The sequence below is a fragment of the Bacillus sp. AR2-1 genome (assembly GCF_008368755.1).
GTDB classification, from domain to species: domain Bacteria; phylum Bacillota; class Bacilli; order Bacillales; family Bacillaceae_G; genus Bacillus_A; species Bacillus_A wiedmannii.
The window spans coordinates 307114-323130 of sequence record NZ_QORY01000017.1 but is presented as its reverse complement, the minus strand read 5'-3'; the positions used below and the strand labels follow the sequence as shown (position 1 = coordinate 323130).

The 16017-nt window shown below is 33.4% G+C and carries 20 protein-coding genes and 1 pseudogene; 7 read left to right on the top strand and 14 right to left on the bottom strand.

Going from position 1 to position 16017, the window contains the following annotated elements; all coding sequences use genetic code 11:
* Nucleotides 1-22: 22 nt before the first annotated feature.
* From DT250_RS20400 to DT250_RS20385, 4 genes are all read right to left on the bottom strand, one after another.
* Complete coding sequence (locus tag DT250_RS20400) at nt 23-1114, bottom strand: serine hydrolase (RefSeq protein WP_149213631.1); 1092 nt, start codon at nt 1112-1114, stop codon at nt 23-25.
* A gap of 98 nt (nt 1115-1212) precedes the next feature.
* Nucleotides 1213-1848: a cupin domain-containing protein gene (locus DT250_RS20395; RefSeq protein WP_060489788.1), complete on the bottom strand. Its 636-nt coding sequence runs from the start codon at nt 1846-1848 to the stop codon at nt 1213-1215.
* A gap of 161 nt (nt 1849-2009) precedes the next feature.
* Nucleotides 2010-2171 carry a peptidase gene (locus DT250_RS20390; RefSeq protein ID WP_087983163.1) on the bottom strand — a complete coding sequence of 54 codons (162 nt, stop codon included), beginning with the start codon at nt 2169-2171 and terminating at the stop codon, nt 2010-2012.
* A 65-nt stretch (nt 2172-2236) separates the two neighbouring features.
* Complete coding sequence (locus tag DT250_RS20385) at nt 2237-2353, bottom strand: hypothetical protein (protein WP_002011946.1); 117 nt, start codon at nt 2351-2353, stop codon at nt 2237-2239.
* 41 nt (nt 2354-2394) lie between these two features.
* On the opposite strand from DT250_RS20385, the gene DT250_RS20380 reads away from it, so the two are divergent.
* Nucleotides 2395-2817, top strand: coding sequence for a YfmQ family protein (locus DT250_RS20380; RefSeq protein ID WP_073529983.1), 423 nt, complete (start codon nt 2395-2397; stop codon nt 2815-2817).
* A gap of 52 nt (nt 2818-2869) precedes the next feature.
* Here DT250_RS20380 and DT250_RS20375 read toward each other — a convergent pair whose 3' ends face one another.
* Genes DT250_RS20375 through DT250_RS20355 form a run of 5 tightly spaced genes read right to left on the bottom strand, consistent with a single transcriptional unit; the run spans nt 2870 to nt 8661 of the window.
* The gene (locus tag DT250_RS20375) at nt 2870-3703 is read right to left on the bottom strand and encodes a hypothetical protein (RefSeq protein ID WP_000755323.1); all 834 of its coding nucleotides are present in this window, start codon (nt 3701-3703) and stop codon (nt 2870-2872) included.
* 20 nt (nt 3704-3723) lie between these two features.
* On the bottom strand, nt 3724-4986 hold the full coding sequence (locus DT250_RS20370; RefSeq protein WP_142291710.1) for an MBL fold metallo-hydrolase: 1263 nt from the start codon (nt 4984-4986) through the stop codon (nt 3724-3726).
* Nucleotides 4983-6653, bottom strand: a complete 1671-nt coding sequence (locus DT250_RS20365; protein ID WP_149213630.1) for an ABC transporter permease — start codon at nt 6651-6653, stop codon at nt 4983-4985. Before DT250_RS20365 ends, DT250_RS20370 begins: the two co-directional genes overlap by 4 nt.
* 12 nt (nt 6654-6665) lie before the next feature.
* Nucleotides 6666-7691 carry an ABC transporter substrate-binding protein gene (locus tag DT250_RS20360; RefSeq protein ID WP_149213629.1) on the bottom strand — a complete coding sequence of 342 codons (1026 nt, stop codon included), beginning with the start codon at nt 7689-7691 and terminating at the stop codon, nt 6666-6668.
* Nucleotides 7669-8661 carry an ABC transporter ATP-binding protein gene (locus DT250_RS20355; RefSeq protein ID WP_149213628.1) on the bottom strand — a complete coding sequence of 331 codons (993 nt, stop codon included), beginning with the start codon at nt 8659-8661 and terminating at the stop codon, nt 7669-7671. The genes DT250_RS20360 and DT250_RS20355 overlap by 23 nt, the downstream gene beginning before the upstream one ends.
* A gap of 162 nt (nt 8662-8823) precedes the next feature.
* Between DT250_RS20355 and DT250_RS20350 the strand changes: the two genes are divergently transcribed.
* Nucleotides 8824-9717 (top strand): LysR family transcriptional regulator, encoded by an 894-nt coding sequence (locus DT250_RS20350; protein WP_149213627.1) that lies wholly within the window; start codon nt 8824-8826, stop codon nt 9715-9717.
* Nucleotides 9718-9757: 40 nt separating this feature from the next.
* Here the strand turns inward: DT250_RS20350 and DT250_RS20345 are convergent, their stop codons facing one another.
* Together DT250_RS20345 and DT250_RS20340 are read right to left on the bottom strand one after the other, a co-directional pair.
* Nucleotides 9758-10282, bottom strand: coding sequence for a COG3014 family protein (locus DT250_RS20345; protein WP_149213626.1), 525 nt, complete (start codon nt 10280-10282; stop codon nt 9758-9760).
* Nucleotides 10283-10408: 126 nt separating this feature from the next.
* Nucleotides 10409-11677: an MFS transporter gene (locus DT250_RS20340; RefSeq protein ID WP_088062926.1), complete on the bottom strand. Its 1269-nt coding sequence runs from the start codon at nt 11675-11677 to the stop codon at nt 10409-10411.
* A gap of 118 nt (nt 11678-11795) precedes the next feature.
* Between DT250_RS20340 and DT250_RS20335 the strand changes: the two genes are divergently transcribed.
* From DT250_RS20335 to DT250_RS20315, 5 genes and pseudogenes are all read left to right on the top strand, one after another.
* On the top strand, nt 11796-13010 hold the full coding sequence (locus DT250_RS20335; protein ID WP_088062925.1) for a helix-turn-helix domain-containing protein: 1215 nt from the start codon (nt 11796-11798) through the stop codon (nt 13008-13010).
* A 66-nt stretch (nt 13011-13076) separates the two neighbouring features.
* Complete coding sequence (locus tag DT250_RS20330; protein ID WP_097889319.1) at nt 13077-13256, top strand: H-type small acid-soluble spore protein; 180 nt, start codon at nt 13077-13079, stop codon at nt 13254-13256.
* Between the two features lie 176 nt (nt 13257-13432).
* Entirely contained in the window at nt 13433-13768 is a 336-nt protein-coding gene (locus DT250_RS20325) for an antibiotic biosynthesis monooxygenase family protein (protein WP_097889318.1), read from the top strand.
* A 2-nt stretch (nt 13769-13770) separates the two neighbouring features.
* Nucleotides 13771-14376 carry a dienelactone hydrolase family protein gene (locus DT250_RS20320; RefSeq protein ID WP_097889317.1) on the top strand — a complete coding sequence of 202 codons (606 nt, stop codon included), beginning with the start codon at nt 13771-13773 and terminating at the stop codon, nt 14374-14376.
* A pseudogene (locus tag DT250_RS20315) lies at nt 14377-14734 on the top strand (hypothetical protein).
* Between the two features lie 27 nt (nt 14735-14761).
* Here the strand turns inward: DT250_RS20315 and DT250_RS20310 are convergent.
* From DT250_RS20310 to DT250_RS20300, 3 genes are all read right to left on the bottom strand, one after another.
* On the bottom strand, nt 14762-15160 hold the full coding sequence (locus DT250_RS20310) for a DUF5367 family protein (protein ID WP_141555527.1): 399 nt from the start codon (nt 15158-15160) through the stop codon (nt 14762-14764).
* On the bottom strand, nt 15153-15737 hold the full coding sequence (locus DT250_RS20305; RefSeq protein WP_097889314.1) for a TetR/AcrR family transcriptional regulator: 585 nt from the start codon (nt 15735-15737) through the stop codon (nt 15153-15155). Before DT250_RS20305 ends, DT250_RS20310 begins: the two co-directional genes overlap by 8 nt.
* Nucleotides 15738-15824: 87 nt before the next feature.
* Nucleotides 15825-15995: a DUF3951 domain-containing protein gene (locus tag DT250_RS20300; protein WP_060489754.1), complete on the bottom strand. Its 171-nt coding sequence runs from the start codon at nt 15993-15995 to the stop codon at nt 15825-15827.
* Nucleotides 15996-16017 lie beyond the last annotated feature (22 nt).

Below are 16017 nucleotides of genomic sequence, written 5' to 3'. Positions count from 1 at the left end.
TTTACATAATAAAATTATTCTATTATAATTTATTTTTGAATTCCTCACTTGTTATAATGTCTCGAATAAAATAATCTACATTATTTCTCAGCTTTTGATATGCAACTTGATCTTCTATATCGTTAAACATAATGACAACTTCTACTTTATTCCCTTTCTTATCTGTAGTATACAAGCTTTTTGTCAATACGAATGCGGTAGAACCACCTTTTTGACCAGCATATTCGAACTTACTATTTTTAACTGTTCCTTTGAAAATGTTCTCGATTTCTTCTTGCATTGATTTTGGAAAATAATTTCTACTATTTATTTTTTCCATTATACTCATATAATCTTTAGCGTTTGCACTCACTAATCGATCTGACCAAATTCGCTGAAATTCCATATCTACCTTTAATGGAATATCCCGTTTTTTCCATTCTTCTTCATCTTTCATCCATTCATGAATTTGTAATACATGTTTATTATACTCATCCTTTGACATGTTACGTATCATTTCTAATGATTGATTTTCTGGCTCATGAAGCTCTTTTTCTACATACCCTCTCATATATAGTGAAGCAGTATACGCAGAGAATTTGTCATGACTAGTAAGCTCTAATTCTTTTATACTTTCATTTACCCTTTCTATTCCAAGCTTATCTAACAAATATGTTGTATTTGCATTAGAACTATAATGAATCATCCCTTTAGCGACTTCTTCTAAAGCGATCTGTCCATTTTTCACTAACTCTCTCGCTTTGGCATCTTCTAACCAGTCAGGATGCGCTCCACCATCAGTGTTTTTAACGTAATATTTTTCTAACTCCTGCAATGAAATTTGTTCATCCCGACTTATTTTTCCTTCTGACACTTGCTTAGCAAATTCAACTGCTATTACAATTTTGGCCATACTCGCTAATGGCAATTTTACATCTTCATTTATAGATGTTAATACTTCCCCATTTTTTCTAATTAGTAATGAACATGTTTTATCACCTTTATGCTCTTTTATGTACTGTAATACGTAATTAGGATCTTCTTTTGACAAATAGTACTTCATAATAAAAAAGAAAGCTATAGCGGCTACTATAATAATTCCTGCAACAATTCCTATAATCTTTAATATGTTCACAATATGCCCCCCTTTACTAAGTTCCCTACTATATAATTATAACGAATTGAATTACAAAATTATACAAAACAGAGTAACTCTTCCTAAAAAAGAAAGAGTTACTCTATTTCACATGATGTTATTTGTCCATTTAACGTAACAACTATATTTGAGTCGCCACTTTCTTTAGCACCTTTTAATCGATTGGAGTTAGGAGGACCAATGACAACTGACTCCTTAATTTGTGAAAGGTCCTTCCCTAATTTTTCCGCACTTACACCGTATGCAGCTTGAAATACTTCTGGCGGTGTTAATCTAAGTATGTCTGATCCTTCTGCTGTTTCAAACTGATCGTTATTGAAGAACAAATGTAATTGTACTTCTTCTGTTACCGCTGTGATCCAATGCCACCATCCCATTGGAATAAAGACGGTTTGCCCCGCTTTTACATGATAATTTTGCAATTGATTCGTTTCCGGATTTAAGATAGATGTAATCGCTTCTCCTGATACAACAACATCTAATTCCCACGCATTCGGATGCCAATGTGGTTCCCGCATGTGCCCTTTTGTCATAAATAAATCGACAAACGCTCCACCGATCATTGCTGGTAACTGCGTTGACGTAACTTCATAAGCAACGTTTTTCTCATCTCTTTTAAAAAAGATGTTTTTTCTCGAATCAAAGAAAAGGTTTGGAGTTCCTGAACTTTTCTTTAAATTTTTATTATCTGGAACATAACCTGAACTACTCATTTTATCCCTCTTTTCCACTCCGAACATTTCTAGTTTCACACTGTATCGTATGGAAAAAATGTATGAATGTGCCTATCATTCACATAACAAAAAAACATGCCTTCATAAGGAGAGCATGTTTTGTGATATTCTTCACATTATTTAGTTAAAAAATAAATTTTTTACTTACCATGATGTAACATTAAATCACTAAGTTCTTCTTCAATGTGATTTAATTTCGCAACGCCTTCTTTCCATTTATGAATATAACGTGAAACCCCAACGATAAATAAAATGATAATTGTGGAAAGAATAATACCATACACGATTGTTACAGTACTCATAGTTACACTTCCTTATAATTAGTAATGTGGTTATTAGTTATATTTTTATTATAAACCTTTTTCTCTTAAAATACTTCGATTTCAACTTTTTGTAACAAAATTGATTTTTCTAATATTTCATTCGTAAAAATGGCATATTTTTCACAAATTATACAAAACTTCACCATATGTACTATTACCATATGAGTTATATTATTTAATAGGAAAAAGGGGATGATATACTATGACGACTTGGTTTATTGTTATGTTAGTTGTATTTGGGGCATTTAAAATTATCGTTTCGAGCCTTCCTAACACTGTTATTGAATCCATTATTAGCAAGTACGAAACACATCCGCAACTTGAAGAAGAGAATGCGACTGTTACAATCAATGGAAATAACTTAGAAGGCGAACAAAAATCCAAAATTATTCATGATTTTAACGAAGGTTTATTTTTAGATCGCTATTATGCACCGCCACATAATGAGGGTACGCCTTTAATAATCAATGCAAAACGTGGCAAAAAAGATTTTACATTTTATATTTATAGTCATGAAGAGCATGTTGATGTTGTAAAGCAACATAAAAAGAAAGTAGTTGCTTATAGTTTACGCTCTAAAAACCTTCAAAATAATGATATGTTCGTGTCAGCTGATTTAGCTTAATACTCATATATTAGAAAAAGGAATCCATGGAATATGGATTCCTTTTTACTATTCACTGAAAAATAAGCTCTGTCTTCAAACTATCTTTCGGTAACAACCATCCTTTTTGTTCTAAACTCTTCATTAATAATTCTCTTTGTTTTGTTGCAATACTTTCCTCTTTTGTTTTAAACGATACTTCTATTACGAAATCATCTTCTATTTTCCCTGTATTACTTAGTGGCCAAACTTCAATATTCGTTTTAATATTTTCAAATTCAGCTGTATACCGTTTCATTAATACAGGACCGTAAATACGAGAATTGTTGAGCATTTCTTCTCCCCAATTCGTATACAACCATTTGTTCATTTTCCCTGGCAACTTTTCTATTAACATGTTTTGAGCATCTCGTTCGTTTGGTAAATCAAGTACTCCATACCCTTTAGCACTGTAGCTTTTCTTATTTGAAATACTTAACGTTTTCTTCTCAAATCCCCAATCTATTTCTGCCTCATAGTTATCAGTTTTACTATCAAATCCATCCTTTTTAGCCACTTCTAGTGCATCTTGAATTACACCATTTTGAATGGGATATCTTTTTTTATATGTTAGCTCAAAATCTTTACTAAATTCTTTCTTTCGAATTCTCGCAAACCAACCTTCATTACTTAAATTTTTATTTGCCGTATCTAAAAATTGCACTTGTATTCTTTCATAATTTGTACCAGCCTTGAAATATTCTAGTACCTCTTGATTTATCTCTTTGTTATAACCTAATACTTGTTCTGGTTTTAATAATAATTTCACTTCAAAACTAGGTGTCATCGGACTGGCAGCAAACCCTTCCTTAACGTTATAAAGGAAACAACAAAAGAAAATGCTTACGAATACAAATACTTTTTTCATATACCTATCCCCTTTACATTTCAAATGACTTCTATACGTTCCATAGTAAGTGAATGTACATTTTCATACCCTGCCGTGCTAAGCTTTTTCTGTAATCGATCCGTATCCTCTTTCAAAGCGTGTACTAACACCGTATGTTCTGGTAATAGTGTATTTAACATTGCCTTAACGTCACTTATACTTTGATGAACTTTATAAGGAACTCGCTTCACCCTACATTCTTTATTTACACGTTCTTTCATAACCTTTTCTGCAAAACTCCCTTTAGCAATATGTCCTGTAAATATAATGGAATTTCGTTCTTCATATCGCAGTTGTTCATAATATAACTGCGCTCGTTTCGTTTGCATATTCGCATCACTCATTACAACTATTCCATAACTATTTTGCGTACCGATGTCATGATCCATAGCGATTATGTTTCTTTTTAAACTCTCCATAAGCCCTTCAAGTTCTTCATTATTTTTGAGCCAATCTTTATATGCGAACATCTCCTCAAATCCATGCAAAATTTCTTGATCTACTATAATGGGAAGTTCTTTATATTTTTTATACAAATACAATACGATATCTTGCGCCCTACCAAGCGGTGGCAACGGTAGTAATGCTATTCCTTTCTTTTGCGCAACTCCCTCAATTTCTGTACATAGTTCGTTTACTCGTTCATGTTGCGAAACATCATCAGTATGATAAGCTGCATCAACAATTGCGACTTTTATATCAGCGCGCAAATTCTCAGGTAAATTAGCTCGTAGTATGTTAGACTCTGCTGAGTAATCGCCAGAATAAAATACATATGTATGACTCATGTCCACTAAAAACCAAACAGCCCCCAATACATGCCCACTATACCCCCATTGAAAACGCAATGTAGGTGTAATCTGTATCCATTCATTCGGATTACTAATTTCATCAATATATACATAATTTAAATCTTTAACATTTTGGTCGTTATAAGGTACATTCCATCCTTGCGTCAAATTATAGTTTCTCCATTTTTCATAATAAACGGGAAGTTGCTCCTTCGTATAACGAGTCGTCCAAATTTTTTTCTTATATCCATACTTCGCTAATAAAGGTAAGCCCATCGTATGATCTTCATGAATATGTGATAAAAATACTGCATCTAAAAACGGTACAACTTCCCTCTCTATTTTTGGATAACTATCCTCATATGATCGATTAATACCACAATCAAATACTATTTTCGTCTCTTTATTTTTTACGAAGTAGCAAGAACGACCGTATTCTCCCGCTCCTCCCCATACTTCTATTCTCATCATGCTACCCCTTTTCGTTTTTGCTCCACATGTTGCAGAAGTAATAAACATATTGTTGTAAGTCCAACTGAAACGACAGCCATTGCCATGCCAATAGATACTTCTCCTTGTTCAAATTGAGCAAAAATAAATGTTGCTGAAGTTTCTACTGATGGAGGCAGTACGAGAAGGGATGCTACTAACTCTCTTATCGAGATTGTAAATGTCATCGCCCACCCAGCAAGAACTCCCGGGATAATAAGAGGTAATATTATTTTTCTAAAAATATAAATATAATTCCCAGAAAAAATACTTCCTGCCTGTACTAGAGAATCATCAATTTGCACGAGCGATGCTTTTACATATTGCACCGTATAAGGTAAAAAAAGAACAACGTACGTTACGATAACCATGACTGGCGTATTGTAAATTGACATGGGCATATAGGGTGAATTCCAAAATAAAATAAGCCCTACAACCATCACGATTCCTGGTACCATATTCGGTAACATACCGCACATATCAAGCCATTTTTCAGAAGAGTTTTTCCCCTTTCGAATCATAAGCGCCAAAAACACTCCAATAGTAGCAGCAATAATCGCTGTTATAAGTGAAAAAAGAAAACTGTTCCATAAAGCTTCTAATCCTGGAGATCCAATTGTAAATAATGCTTCATAATGGCTTGTTGTAAAGTTATTTAACTGTAGACCTCCGCCTCTTAATTTTGATAATGAAGCAATCAGTATAGAAAAATACGGGATTCCAATTGATACGATTAATAAACCAATTACATAGCCCCATGCTACAATGCGTGTAAATATAGACAAAGTATACCTTTTAGACTTCACACCTTTTCCACTAACCATTGCATATGAATACTTTCGGTTCAATACATTTTGCATATACCAAATGAGCATACACGCACTAAGTAATAAAGAAGATAATGCTGTTGCACTACTAAAATCAATCGGCCAACTCGAAATAAATTTATGAATCTCTGATGTTAACACATGAAATCCTATTCTTCGTCCGAATGTAGCCGGTGTTCCAAATTCAGCGATCGTCTTTACGAAAATGAGTAAAGCACCCATTACATAACTTGATACTAATAGCGGCAATATTATTTTTCGTAAACGATAGAAAAAGTTTCCACCATGAACCGCTGCAGCCTCTTCTTTACTACTTCCAATTTGAAGTAACGTGTTTTTCAACATAAAGTAAAGAAATGGGAATAAATGCAGACTCATAATTAATACCATACCTCCTAAACTAAAAAACGAAGATGAAATCGTCTTTAGCATCGGGAAAAACTGTTCGAAATAGCCGTTCGGTTGCATGAACAAAATCCAGCCCATCGATCCAATATACGGCGGAGTCATAAATGGAATCATAAAAATAATATCCAATTTACTATACTTTCCAACATCTGTTTTGCTCATAATGAACGCCAATGGAAATGCAAATACGGTTGCTCCTATTACTACGAGTACACCTAGAAGCATCGAGTTTAGAAAAATTCCAGCTAATCCACCACTCTGCATCACTTCAAAAGGCTTTAAAAAATTCCAACTACTATTTTCATATACGCTAGAAAATAAAATGAGGAAAAGCGGAATGACGATTAACATCGCCACAAGTAATAACGCTACCGTCATTCCAACTTGTCTTACTGATACGAATCGATTTACCATGTAATCACCATCTTATTGAAATACTTTCTTAAATTGTTTTCCTATTTCATCTTGTTCTTTCTCAACTGTTTTCCAATCAATATTTAATACGGGAATCTCTTCTACATTCGGTCTATTTTCTGCTTTTATATCTGTTCTGCCTGGTAATAAATACGCTTTAGAAACTTGTTTTTGCACATCATCTGATAATAAATAATCAATAAACTCTTTTGCACCCTCTACATTTTTACTATCCTTCATAATACCTGCTGCACGTGGGCTAATAACTGTTCCGCTTTTGGGATAGACAATATCGACCGGTTCACCCTTTGCTTTAGCATTGTACGTCATATAATCAACACCCGCAATGACCATATCTTTTGCACCTGTTACAACTGGATCTAACGCTTCTTGATTTGCCCCCGCAACTGTAACTTCATTTTTCTTAAGCTGTTCAAATAAATTCCATCCATCTTTCCCATTCTTTTTCACATATCCTGTTACAAAGTCTAATGCTGAGCCTGATAGTGCTGGATCTGGAAGATTCACTTTTCCTTTCCATTCCCCTTTTGTTATATCGCTCCAATCTTCAGGCGCTGTCTTCACATTTTTTGTGTTATACACAATTCCTAATGCTGAAGCACTATATCCAAAATAATGTCCTTTATCATCCGACCATTCAGAACGAAGCTTATCAGCTTGTTTCGCTTCTTTATAAGCTAACGTTTGCCCATCCTTTTTTAATCCTTCCATCGCTGGTAAAGATGCAAGTACGACTACGTCAACGACTGGATTTTTCTTTTCAGCTTCCATTCTCGCTAAAATCTTACCTGTTGTTCCTTGAAACATTTCTACTTTTATACCTGTTTTCTTTTCAAAGTCCTTTTGTATTTTTTCTGCTAATCCTTTTGGCCCCGCACTATATACAACAATTTTCTTTTCATTCGCATTTTTATTTTTGGCATCTGCACTACCTGTCTTTGAACTACACCCTGTTACTACAGCAGAAAATAATAACGTACATACAAATAAAGACTTAAGCGAACTGAATTTCTTCATACGATTCTCCCCCTATATGATGAATACATTTTTTTGGCACATATAACGATACTGGTTTACCGATGCTTAATTTACTACTGTGATAAGCTGTCCATATTCCAAGTGCACCCATGTTTACTTTCATTTCATACCGTTCTCCTACATATGTAACGTGCTGGATTTCACCTGTATACATTTCGCACACTTCATTTTTCGTCCAGCTCACATGCTCTGGACGAATCATTTGTTTACCCTCTACAAGCCAATTTGCCTTACCAACAAATTTTGCAACAAATTCATGCGATGGCTTCACATAAATGTCTTCTGGTGTTCCTTTTTGTAATACTTCTCCTTGTTTCATGACAATAATTTCGTCTGACATTGACATAGCTTCTGTTTGATCGTGAGTGACATACAATGCCGTTAAACCAATCGAATGAACGATATCCATAAGCTCTAATCGCATTTCTTCTCGCAAAATTGCATCGAGTGCACTCAGCGGTTCATCAAACAAAATAAAATGCGGTTTTGTTACAATCGCTCTAGCAAATGCGACACGTTGCTGCTGTCCACCAGAGAGTTCATGTGGATATCTTTTCTCCATCCCTTGCAAGCGAACTCGCTTTATTGCATCTTCTACTTTTTCCCGTAATTGATTCGTTTGCTTTGTAGCCCTTAAACCAAATGCAACATTTTCAAATACTGTCATATGCGGCCATAAAGCAAAATCTTGAAATACCATACCGATATTACGTTCATGAGGAGATGTTTTTATTTTTTTCGCACCAGAATACATGCACTTATCTCCAAAATATATTTCACCTTTATCTGGCTCTTCAAGTCCTGCAATCATTCTAAGTAAAGTCGTTTTTCCGCATCCCGAAGGTCCTAAAAGTGTAGTGAATTCACCTTGTTTCATGACAATTTGTAATGGTTTCAACGCCTGTGTTTTTCCAAACTTCTTTTCTAATCCATAAATTTTAATATCCATCGTTTCACCTCTTTCCCCTCACTCTTAACCTGCTTTCATTCTATCTGGAAGATTTATACTGAATGTTAATGTACTGTAAAGATTAAATTAAAAAACTTCTAATAAACTATTTATTTCTATAGATTTTTTCTATAGTTAAAATAAAAAAGGCGGCAACTCATAATGAATCTCTTAAAATTAGAAATTGTAGTGCTTATTAAGAAATATAAAAAACTTACGATAGTTGCAGAAAAACTTGGTGTTAAACAACCTACTATTACATTCCATATAAAAAGCTTAGAAGAGGAACTCGGTGTGCCTTTATTTGAATTACGTTCTGGAAGATATTTCTTAACAGAGGCTGGTGAGGCACTGCATCATTATGCTTGTAAAATAGATGCACTTATGAAAGAAGCTAGGCGGGTCACGCAAGAGTTTAAAGATTTTCATAAAGGTGCTATAACAATTGGCGCTAGTTATGTACCAGCGACTTATCTTTTACCAGAAATTATTCACCAATTTCAATGCAAATTCCCCAATATAAAAATAACAATTATGGTAAAAACAGCTCCTGAAATTCGAGTAATGCTACAAAATCATGAAATTGATCTCGGGGTAATTTCTGCGGCACCGTTTGATGAATCACTTTTAAAAGAAACAAAAATAATACCTGATACACTTGTTCTTGCTTTCTCCAAAGAACATCATTTTTCAAAAAAAGAAAATGTATCATTACAAGATATTGAAAAAGAACGTATACTATTGCATCGTAACCCATCTACAACGAGAGATTTACTTACGCAATGGACGTTAGCTCATAACATTACGTTCCAATCTGAAATTGAATTAGATTCATTAGAAACGATGAAACAAATTTTAAAATACGGTAATGGAGTTGCTTTTATTTCTAAACTCGCTATTGAACAAGAAGTACACCGAAATGAACTATGCTACATACCCATCCCTGGATTTGAATTTCAACGTAACATTTATACGATTCATCATGAGGACAGGTGGAATTCTAAAATTATTTCTTTTTTACTACATAGCATCACTTCTTATGCAGCAAAAAATTAAAAGGCTGTCGTTATACACGACAGCCTTTTAAACAATTACTCTATTTATTTTTCTTTGCTTCAATTTTTTCTTGTGCCTCTTCAGCCTTATCTAATGCTTCTGAAACTTTCTTTTCTTTTTCTTTTACATCATCTATACTGTCGACAGCTTTAATGAGTTTATCGATTCCTTCTTCTTCTACTTTTCTCCGTTTTGCCACCCTTTCATTTACTTTCTTTTCCACATCTTTTGCTTTTTGAAGCATATCCTCTGCATTTGATGTTACAGCTTTTTCAAGTGCATCGTCTTTTTTCTTTTGTAGCACTTCATTTGCAATATCTTTCGTTTCTAAATACTTACCATCTTTTAATGATGTAGCTCCGCGCTCCAATAACTGAGCGACTTCTTTATATGCTTTCGCTTCATTTCCTGTTTTCTCTTTTTCCGCTTTTTCAAACCACATAATCGCATCACTATATTTTTCATTTTTCAATGATTGCATACCTGTTTCAATATACGTGTCATAATTACTGCATCCAGCCATTACGACTAATAGAAAAAGCATAACAAAACTTAATTTTTTCATGATGTTTTCTCCTTTTCTTTGCCTGCTCACTATACTGTAACATACATGAAAAAGAGTTTCAAAAACTAAAATACTAATTTGGTCATTTTTATAATGATAAGTCAATTTTTTATTATTTTCTTATTTTTAAGCAGACATATCTACTTGTTTTTTCGCCATATGTTGCTTTACTCCAACTAATACAACTAACAATAAACCTCCGCCTATCGTCATCATAACAATGCTAGTTGGCAACATATCTAATAATAATCCATATACAATCATACCGAGTGGTGCGATTGCAGTAGCAATTGTTTCAAGTAGGCCAAATACACGCCCTAAGTAGCTCGGATCTGTCGTTTTTTGCATATGTACTTGCATCGGAATATTTACAATCATAATTGCTATACCCGTTAACATCATAAAAGCAATATAGTAAATAAAACTTGCCCCTTTTGAAATGGTAACTACCAATGGGAAGACTGTACATAAACTTAAACCCGCAAACAAAAACAGCCCAGTATAAATAGAACGAAACGGATTATTCACTTCTTTACGCACCGATAAAGCAATCGCACCCATTAGCATCCCGACTGCTAACATTCCCTCTACAGTACCGAGTTGCTTTGAAGATAGATGCAATGTATGGACGATAATATATGGAAGTGCTACGGTTAGCCCACACGCAAAAAAGTTTACCCACAATGCTATTTTCATTAAACCATATATTTCATGCTGTCGTTTTACATATGAAAATCCTTCTTTTATACTCGTCAAGAAACGCTCTTTACTCTCAGCCACTTCTTTTTTGTATAAATCAAATACAATAAATAATTGCAAAATAACTGCTAAAAAGAACGTAATACTATTTAACAAAAAGAACGACTTAATGGAAAAGAAACCAAATACAACTCCACCAATAATCGGACCTAAAATATTTGATAAAGAAGCTGCCGTTTGATTTAAAGCACTCGCTTTTTGAATACGCCCCGCATCTACTAAATTAGGAATAGACGAAGTTAATGCAACAGAATAAAAACTTGCACAAATTGATAATAATGCCGCTGAAATATAGATAAAAAGAAGTGACGGTCCAAATATAGTAGCAAGAATAAACATAATAAGCATCGTTAAACTACTTAATAAATCAGTGCCAATGACAAGCCATTTTCGATTCACACGATCAGCTACAGCACCTGCAATCGGACCACAGATCATCCTTGGTAGTGATCCGCAAACGAGCGTAATAGCAAACCCCATCCCTGAACCAGTTGTCTTTAATACGTATAACCCCATTGCGAATGTATAAATACCTGCCCCTAATAAAGACGTCATCTTTCCAATCATCATCAAAATAATATTTCTCGTTGCAACTTTCATTCTTGAATCATTTTCTCCTATACTTATATCTCCCATAATGACTTTCTCCCCTTAAAAGTTAAATTGTGTTAAACTTATTATATAATCAACTTTCCAATTTTTACAACAAAAAGTTAAATACAATTTAACTTTTTAATTATAAAGGAGCAATAATATGGCAACTCTCGGTGAAAAAATTAAAGCGTTACGTAAAGAAAAAAAACTTACACAAACAGAACTGGCAGGTTCGGAACTTACAAAAAGTATGCTTAGTCAAATTGAAAATGGAAAAGCTACCCCTTCCATGAAAACATTACAATACATCGCTGAAAAGCTTGAATGTGAAGCGAGTTTTTTATTAGAAGATGATGATGGAGAAATTGTGGAACTCATTACAAAAATGGAGCAACTCATAAAGAAAAACAAATGTGATGAAGTGTACGAGACTTTACTACCTATCGTTCAAAAAGAGCTCCCTTCTACTTTAAATACGGCTCGTATATACAAACAATTCGTAACTGCTGCGGTGATTATGAAAGATTACAACATTGAATCTTACGTAGAAAAAGCTGTTTCTATTTTCGAAAAATATAAGTTATACCGAGACAGTACGGAAACAAAATTAAAATTATCTTTTGCGATATTCACACGTAAAAAGTATGCAGAATGTTTACAACTTATATCTAATATTAGAAATGATTATGAAGAGAAACATTTAGAAATGGATCTTATTATACATATTGATTTATGTTTATATGAAGCCATCATATTACTGGCATGTGGCGATTATGAAAAATGTGAAGAAACGATATTAGAGACACTCACATTTTCAAAAAAACATCAAGTGTATTATAAAACAGATGTATTTTACCGGATTTTATCTTATCAAAAAGTCATTACAGTTGATAAAGAGCGTTATTTATATTACATAAAGAAATCTGAGCAATTTGCCATTTTTACAGAAGATACTCTATCCATTGCGATGACTAATATTTTAAAAGCCTATTACTACAACACGATTACTAATGAATATACAATCGCATTAAAACATCTAGAACAATATCGAGAAAAACTAAAAGATCAGCCCATTTTTCAAGACGACGGATTGTATTATCTTGAAAAAGGAAAATCTTTATACGGATTAAAACGTTACGAAGAAGCTTTAGAAGCATTACAACGTGGCATTATACCGGATTATATGAACCATCCATTGGATCAATCGTGGCTTACAACAGCAGGTGCATATCGTGCACTTTGTTACGTTAAACTGAATGATAAAAAAAGAGCTCTTGAAGAAGCAACAAAAGCAAATGAAATGATACAATCGTATCCGGATTCTATTTTCTCTTCATTTATTAAAGAAACATTACAAATAATACAAAAACTTTAAGAATGTCTCGAAATGGTATATTATTCCTCTTTTTTAGCAAAGATAATAATGATGGGAGGAATATAAATGAATATTCAACGTGCAAAAGAGCTTTCTGTTTCATCTGAACAAGCAAATGTCAGTTTTCAAGGCATGCCTGTTACAATTCAACACGTCGATGAAAACAACGAAACCGCCCGCATATATGAAGTTAAAAATCCAGACCGCGAATTAACGGTCCCCGTTAATAGCTTAGAGGAAATATAAAAAATGCCGCTTCGATTTTGAAGTGGCATTTTTCTTACTTTCATATAAATTCTCTATACCCCCTTGTTTTACAACAACTAAAAAAATAAGAATCTTCTACTTCTTTTCTTTTTTTAACCTGCTAAAATACAAACTATAAATGAATTATTCGCACTATATATTAAGGGGGAAAGATAATGAAATCTGCTTTAGAAAAAAACAATCATTATTATGCAGTTATATTCACTTCTCATTTATCAAATGATACGACAGATTATAGTACCGCCTCTGAAAAAATGGAGGAACTTGCAAAGCAGCAACCTGGATTTTTAGGTGTAGAAAGTGCACGAAATCATTCGGGACTCGGAATCACAATTTCTTATTGGGAATCACTTGCGGCAATTGACAATTGGAAACAGAACGCCTTACATAAAGAAGCGAAAAAAAGAGGTCGTGAGCAATGGTATGAAAACTTCCACCTGCGTATCTGCCTTGTTGAAAAAGAATTTAAGTTTCATAGAGGTACTTTATAACTATGAAGAAAAAATTAGCTCTCGTTATTGTTCATGAAATATATGGTGTGAACGACCATATGCATCACGTTACCCAACACTTCACTTCATCTCATATAGATGTATTCTGTCCTAATCTTCTACAATCGCAACATGCATTTCATTATAGTGATGAAGAAAAAGCATATCAACATTTTGTAAATAATATTGGATTTGATGATGGAAAAGAACAAATTAAAGAATTCATCAATACTCTTTCAAGTAATTATACACATATTGGACTTATCGGATTTAGTGTTGGCGCTACCATCTCCTGGCTATGCAGTAACAATCCGAAAATAGATTTTATTATCGGATGTTACGGTTCCCGTATACGTGACTATATTCATATAAAACCAACATGTGCTACCTTACTTATTTTCCCTGAAAAAGAAGCTAGTTTTTCAGTATCCTCTTTCATTCAATCGTTGCAGCAACAAAAAAATCCTTTATTAGAAATAAAACAACTACACGGTGAACATGGATTTCTAAATCCGTACACAGAAAAATATAACGAGCACTCTACAAAGCAAGCATACAATGTAATAGATGCATTTCTTGTAAAAAACACTTTTATAAAGGAGCTATAAATGACGCTTACATTATTCTTACTTATTTTCATATTCATTGCCTTTTTCTCAGCACTAACTATCATTATTGTAACTATAAAAAAGGGGGAGTTTTCCAACCGCCCCTACTTACAATCTATTATCGTTTTCATTTTTTTTCACAAATTGGATTTTATATGTAACATCTTTTTATTCGTTACTCCCAGAGAAAGTTAGCAAGTTTATATTCTTGCCGATTTGGTTTTCCCTTTGTATGTTAGGGCTTATCGTTTTCTGGCGCGAATGGAGAAATAATCGTGTGTTCTCGATATGTATCGGTTTTCTTTCCTTTATTAGTTTTTTATTTGGGTTATTGTTGTTACTTCTGTCGGGGATGTAATTGTTGTAAAGAGGATAACATACCTCTTTACAACAACTTTTTTCGTTCCATGGCGAAAGGGATTAGTAAATATAAAGCATAAGCAATAACCATCCAAATGGTAAATGATATAATTTGCTGTGAGGAGAATTGTGAGAATAGATTAGAAGAATTATATAAAATGTAAGTATCTAAAATTAAACCGATTGCTGTACCGCATATACCTAACTTAATAACTGCATATTTTGTAGTATCTAGTTTTTTGTATAACCACATTACAAAGTATAAAGCTATAGCCGTTCCTAATTCAAGAAACGTCAATTGTAGAAAAAATCTATTTGAAGTATATTCTAATAAAACGGAAGAACCAAAAATAATGAAAAATGCTGAAGCAAAAAACCAAACGCCAATCGAAAATAAAATGGTGAGCCAAAGTCTATTATCCACTGACATTACCTCCCTTTTGTAGCACTGTAAGCTTTTCCAAGAGCATATACAAATCACCATATACTTTGTCTGTAGAAAAAGATGGATTGAATAATGCTTGCAATGCCAATCCGTCAATTAATGCATTACATAAAACGCTCCATGTTTCCGTTGAAATTTGAGATGTCATTGTATCTCCTATTTTTTTATTTAACACGCCTTTTAATTTTTGATTTTCATAATGTAACAATCCACCAATTTTATCTTTCATCGCATCATTTTGTAATCCACTTGCTACTAATTGAAAGAACAAATGATGATACATTGAATCTTTCACACATCTACTTTCCGCGGACTTTAAAGCCTTCTCTAACTGTACATCCTTTCCTATTTGTTCCCATGATGCTTTACAAAACGATTCAGTTACTTCAAGTAATAATTGATCCTTCGTTTTAAAATGATAATATACGGTACCTTGTGTAACTTGAGCACTTTCTGCAACTGCTTTTAATGTCAACTTTTCCATCCCTTGCTCTGCAATAATTGCTTTTGCTGCTTCTAATAACTTCTCTTTATTAACAACATTCGGTTTTGCCACTTCTACGACCTCCTTTTAAGTTAGTTGTATAACTAACTTAAATTATACAGAAAAATCAGATAAAATAAAAGGAAGAAAAGCCAACATTCAACTTTTCTTCCTTTTATTTTTACCTTTATCTTTCACTGTCACTGATTCACAAGGTGTATAATATATTTGAGGTGTCGCCTTATCAACAAACATCATAAACGTAATAAAGCCGATAATAAAGAAAATAAACAACGTTAACAAAATTGCTCCTATCGTTAAAAGTATCATAACACCACCCCTATATTTTTCA

What these genes read in the sequence shown, in the direction of transcription:
- DT250_RS20395 (WP_060489788.1), bottom strand. Translation starts at nt 1,848, where the DNA reads ATGAGTAGTTCAGGTTATGTTCCAGATAATAAAAATTTAAAGAAAAGT.
- DT250_RS20390 (WP_087983163.1), bottom strand. Translation starts at nt 2,171, where the DNA reads ATGAGTACTGTAACAATCGTGTATGGTATTATTCTTTCCACAATTATC.
- DT250_RS20385 (WP_002011946.1), bottom strand. Translation starts at nt 2,353, where the DNA reads ATGGTAATAGTACATATGGTGAAGTTTTGTATAATTTGTGAAAAATAT.
- DT250_RS20380 (WP_073529983.1), top strand. Translation starts at nt 2,395, where the DNA reads ATGACGACTTGGTTTATTGTTATGTTAGTTGTATTTGGGGCATTTAAA.
- DT250_RS20375 (WP_000755323.1), bottom strand. Translation starts at nt 3,703, where the DNA reads ATGAAAAAAGTATTTGTATTCGTAAGCATTTTCTTTTGTTGTTTCCTT.
- DT250_RS20370 (WP_142291710.1), bottom strand. Translation starts at nt 4,986, where the DNA reads ATGATGAGAATAGAAGTATGGGGAGGAGCGGGAGAATACGGTCGTTCT.
- DT250_RS20365 (WP_149213630.1), bottom strand. Translation starts at nt 6,653, where the DNA reads ATGGTAAATCGATTCGTATCAGTAAGACAAGTTGGAATGACGGTAGCG.
- DT250_RS20360 (WP_149213629.1), bottom strand. Translation starts at nt 7,691, where the DNA reads ATGAAGAAATTCAGTTCGCTTAAGTCTTTATTTGTATGTACGTTATTA.
- DT250_RS20355 (WP_149213628.1), bottom strand. Translation starts at nt 8,661, where the DNA reads ATGGATATTAAAATTTATGGATTAGAAAAGAAGTTTGGAAAAACACAG.
- DT250_RS20350 (WP_149213627.1), top strand. Translation starts at nt 8,824, where the DNA reads ATGAATCTCTTAAAATTAGAAATTGTAGTGCTTATTAAGAAATATAAA.
- DT250_RS20345 (WP_149213626.1), bottom strand. Translation starts at nt 10,282, where the DNA reads ATGAAAAAATTAAGTTTTGTTATGCTTTTTCTATTAGTCGTAATGGCT.
- DT250_RS20340 (WP_088062926.1), bottom strand. Translation starts at nt 11,677, where the DNA reads ATGGGAGATATAAGTATAGGAGAAAATGATTCAAGAATGAAAGTTGCA.
- DT250_RS20335 (WP_088062925.1), top strand. Translation starts at nt 11,796, where the DNA reads ATGGCAACTCTCGGTGAAAAAATTAAAGCGTTACGTAAAGAAAAAAAA.
- DT250_RS20330 (WP_097889319.1), top strand. Translation starts at nt 13,077, where the DNA reads ATGAATATTCAACGTGCAAAAGAGCTTTCTGTTTCATCTGAACAAGCA.
- DT250_RS20325 (WP_097889318.1), top strand. Translation starts at nt 13,433, where the DNA reads ATGAAATCTGCTTTAGAAAAAAACAATCATTATTATGCAGTTATATTC.
- DT250_RS20320 (WP_097889317.1), top strand. Translation starts at nt 13,771, where the DNA reads ATGAAGAAAAAATTAGCTCTCGTTATTGTTCATGAAATATATGGTGTG.
- DT250_RS20300 (WP_060489754.1), bottom strand. Translation starts at nt 15,995, where the DNA reads ATGATACTTTTAACGATAGGAGCAATTTTGTTAACGTTGTTTATTTTC.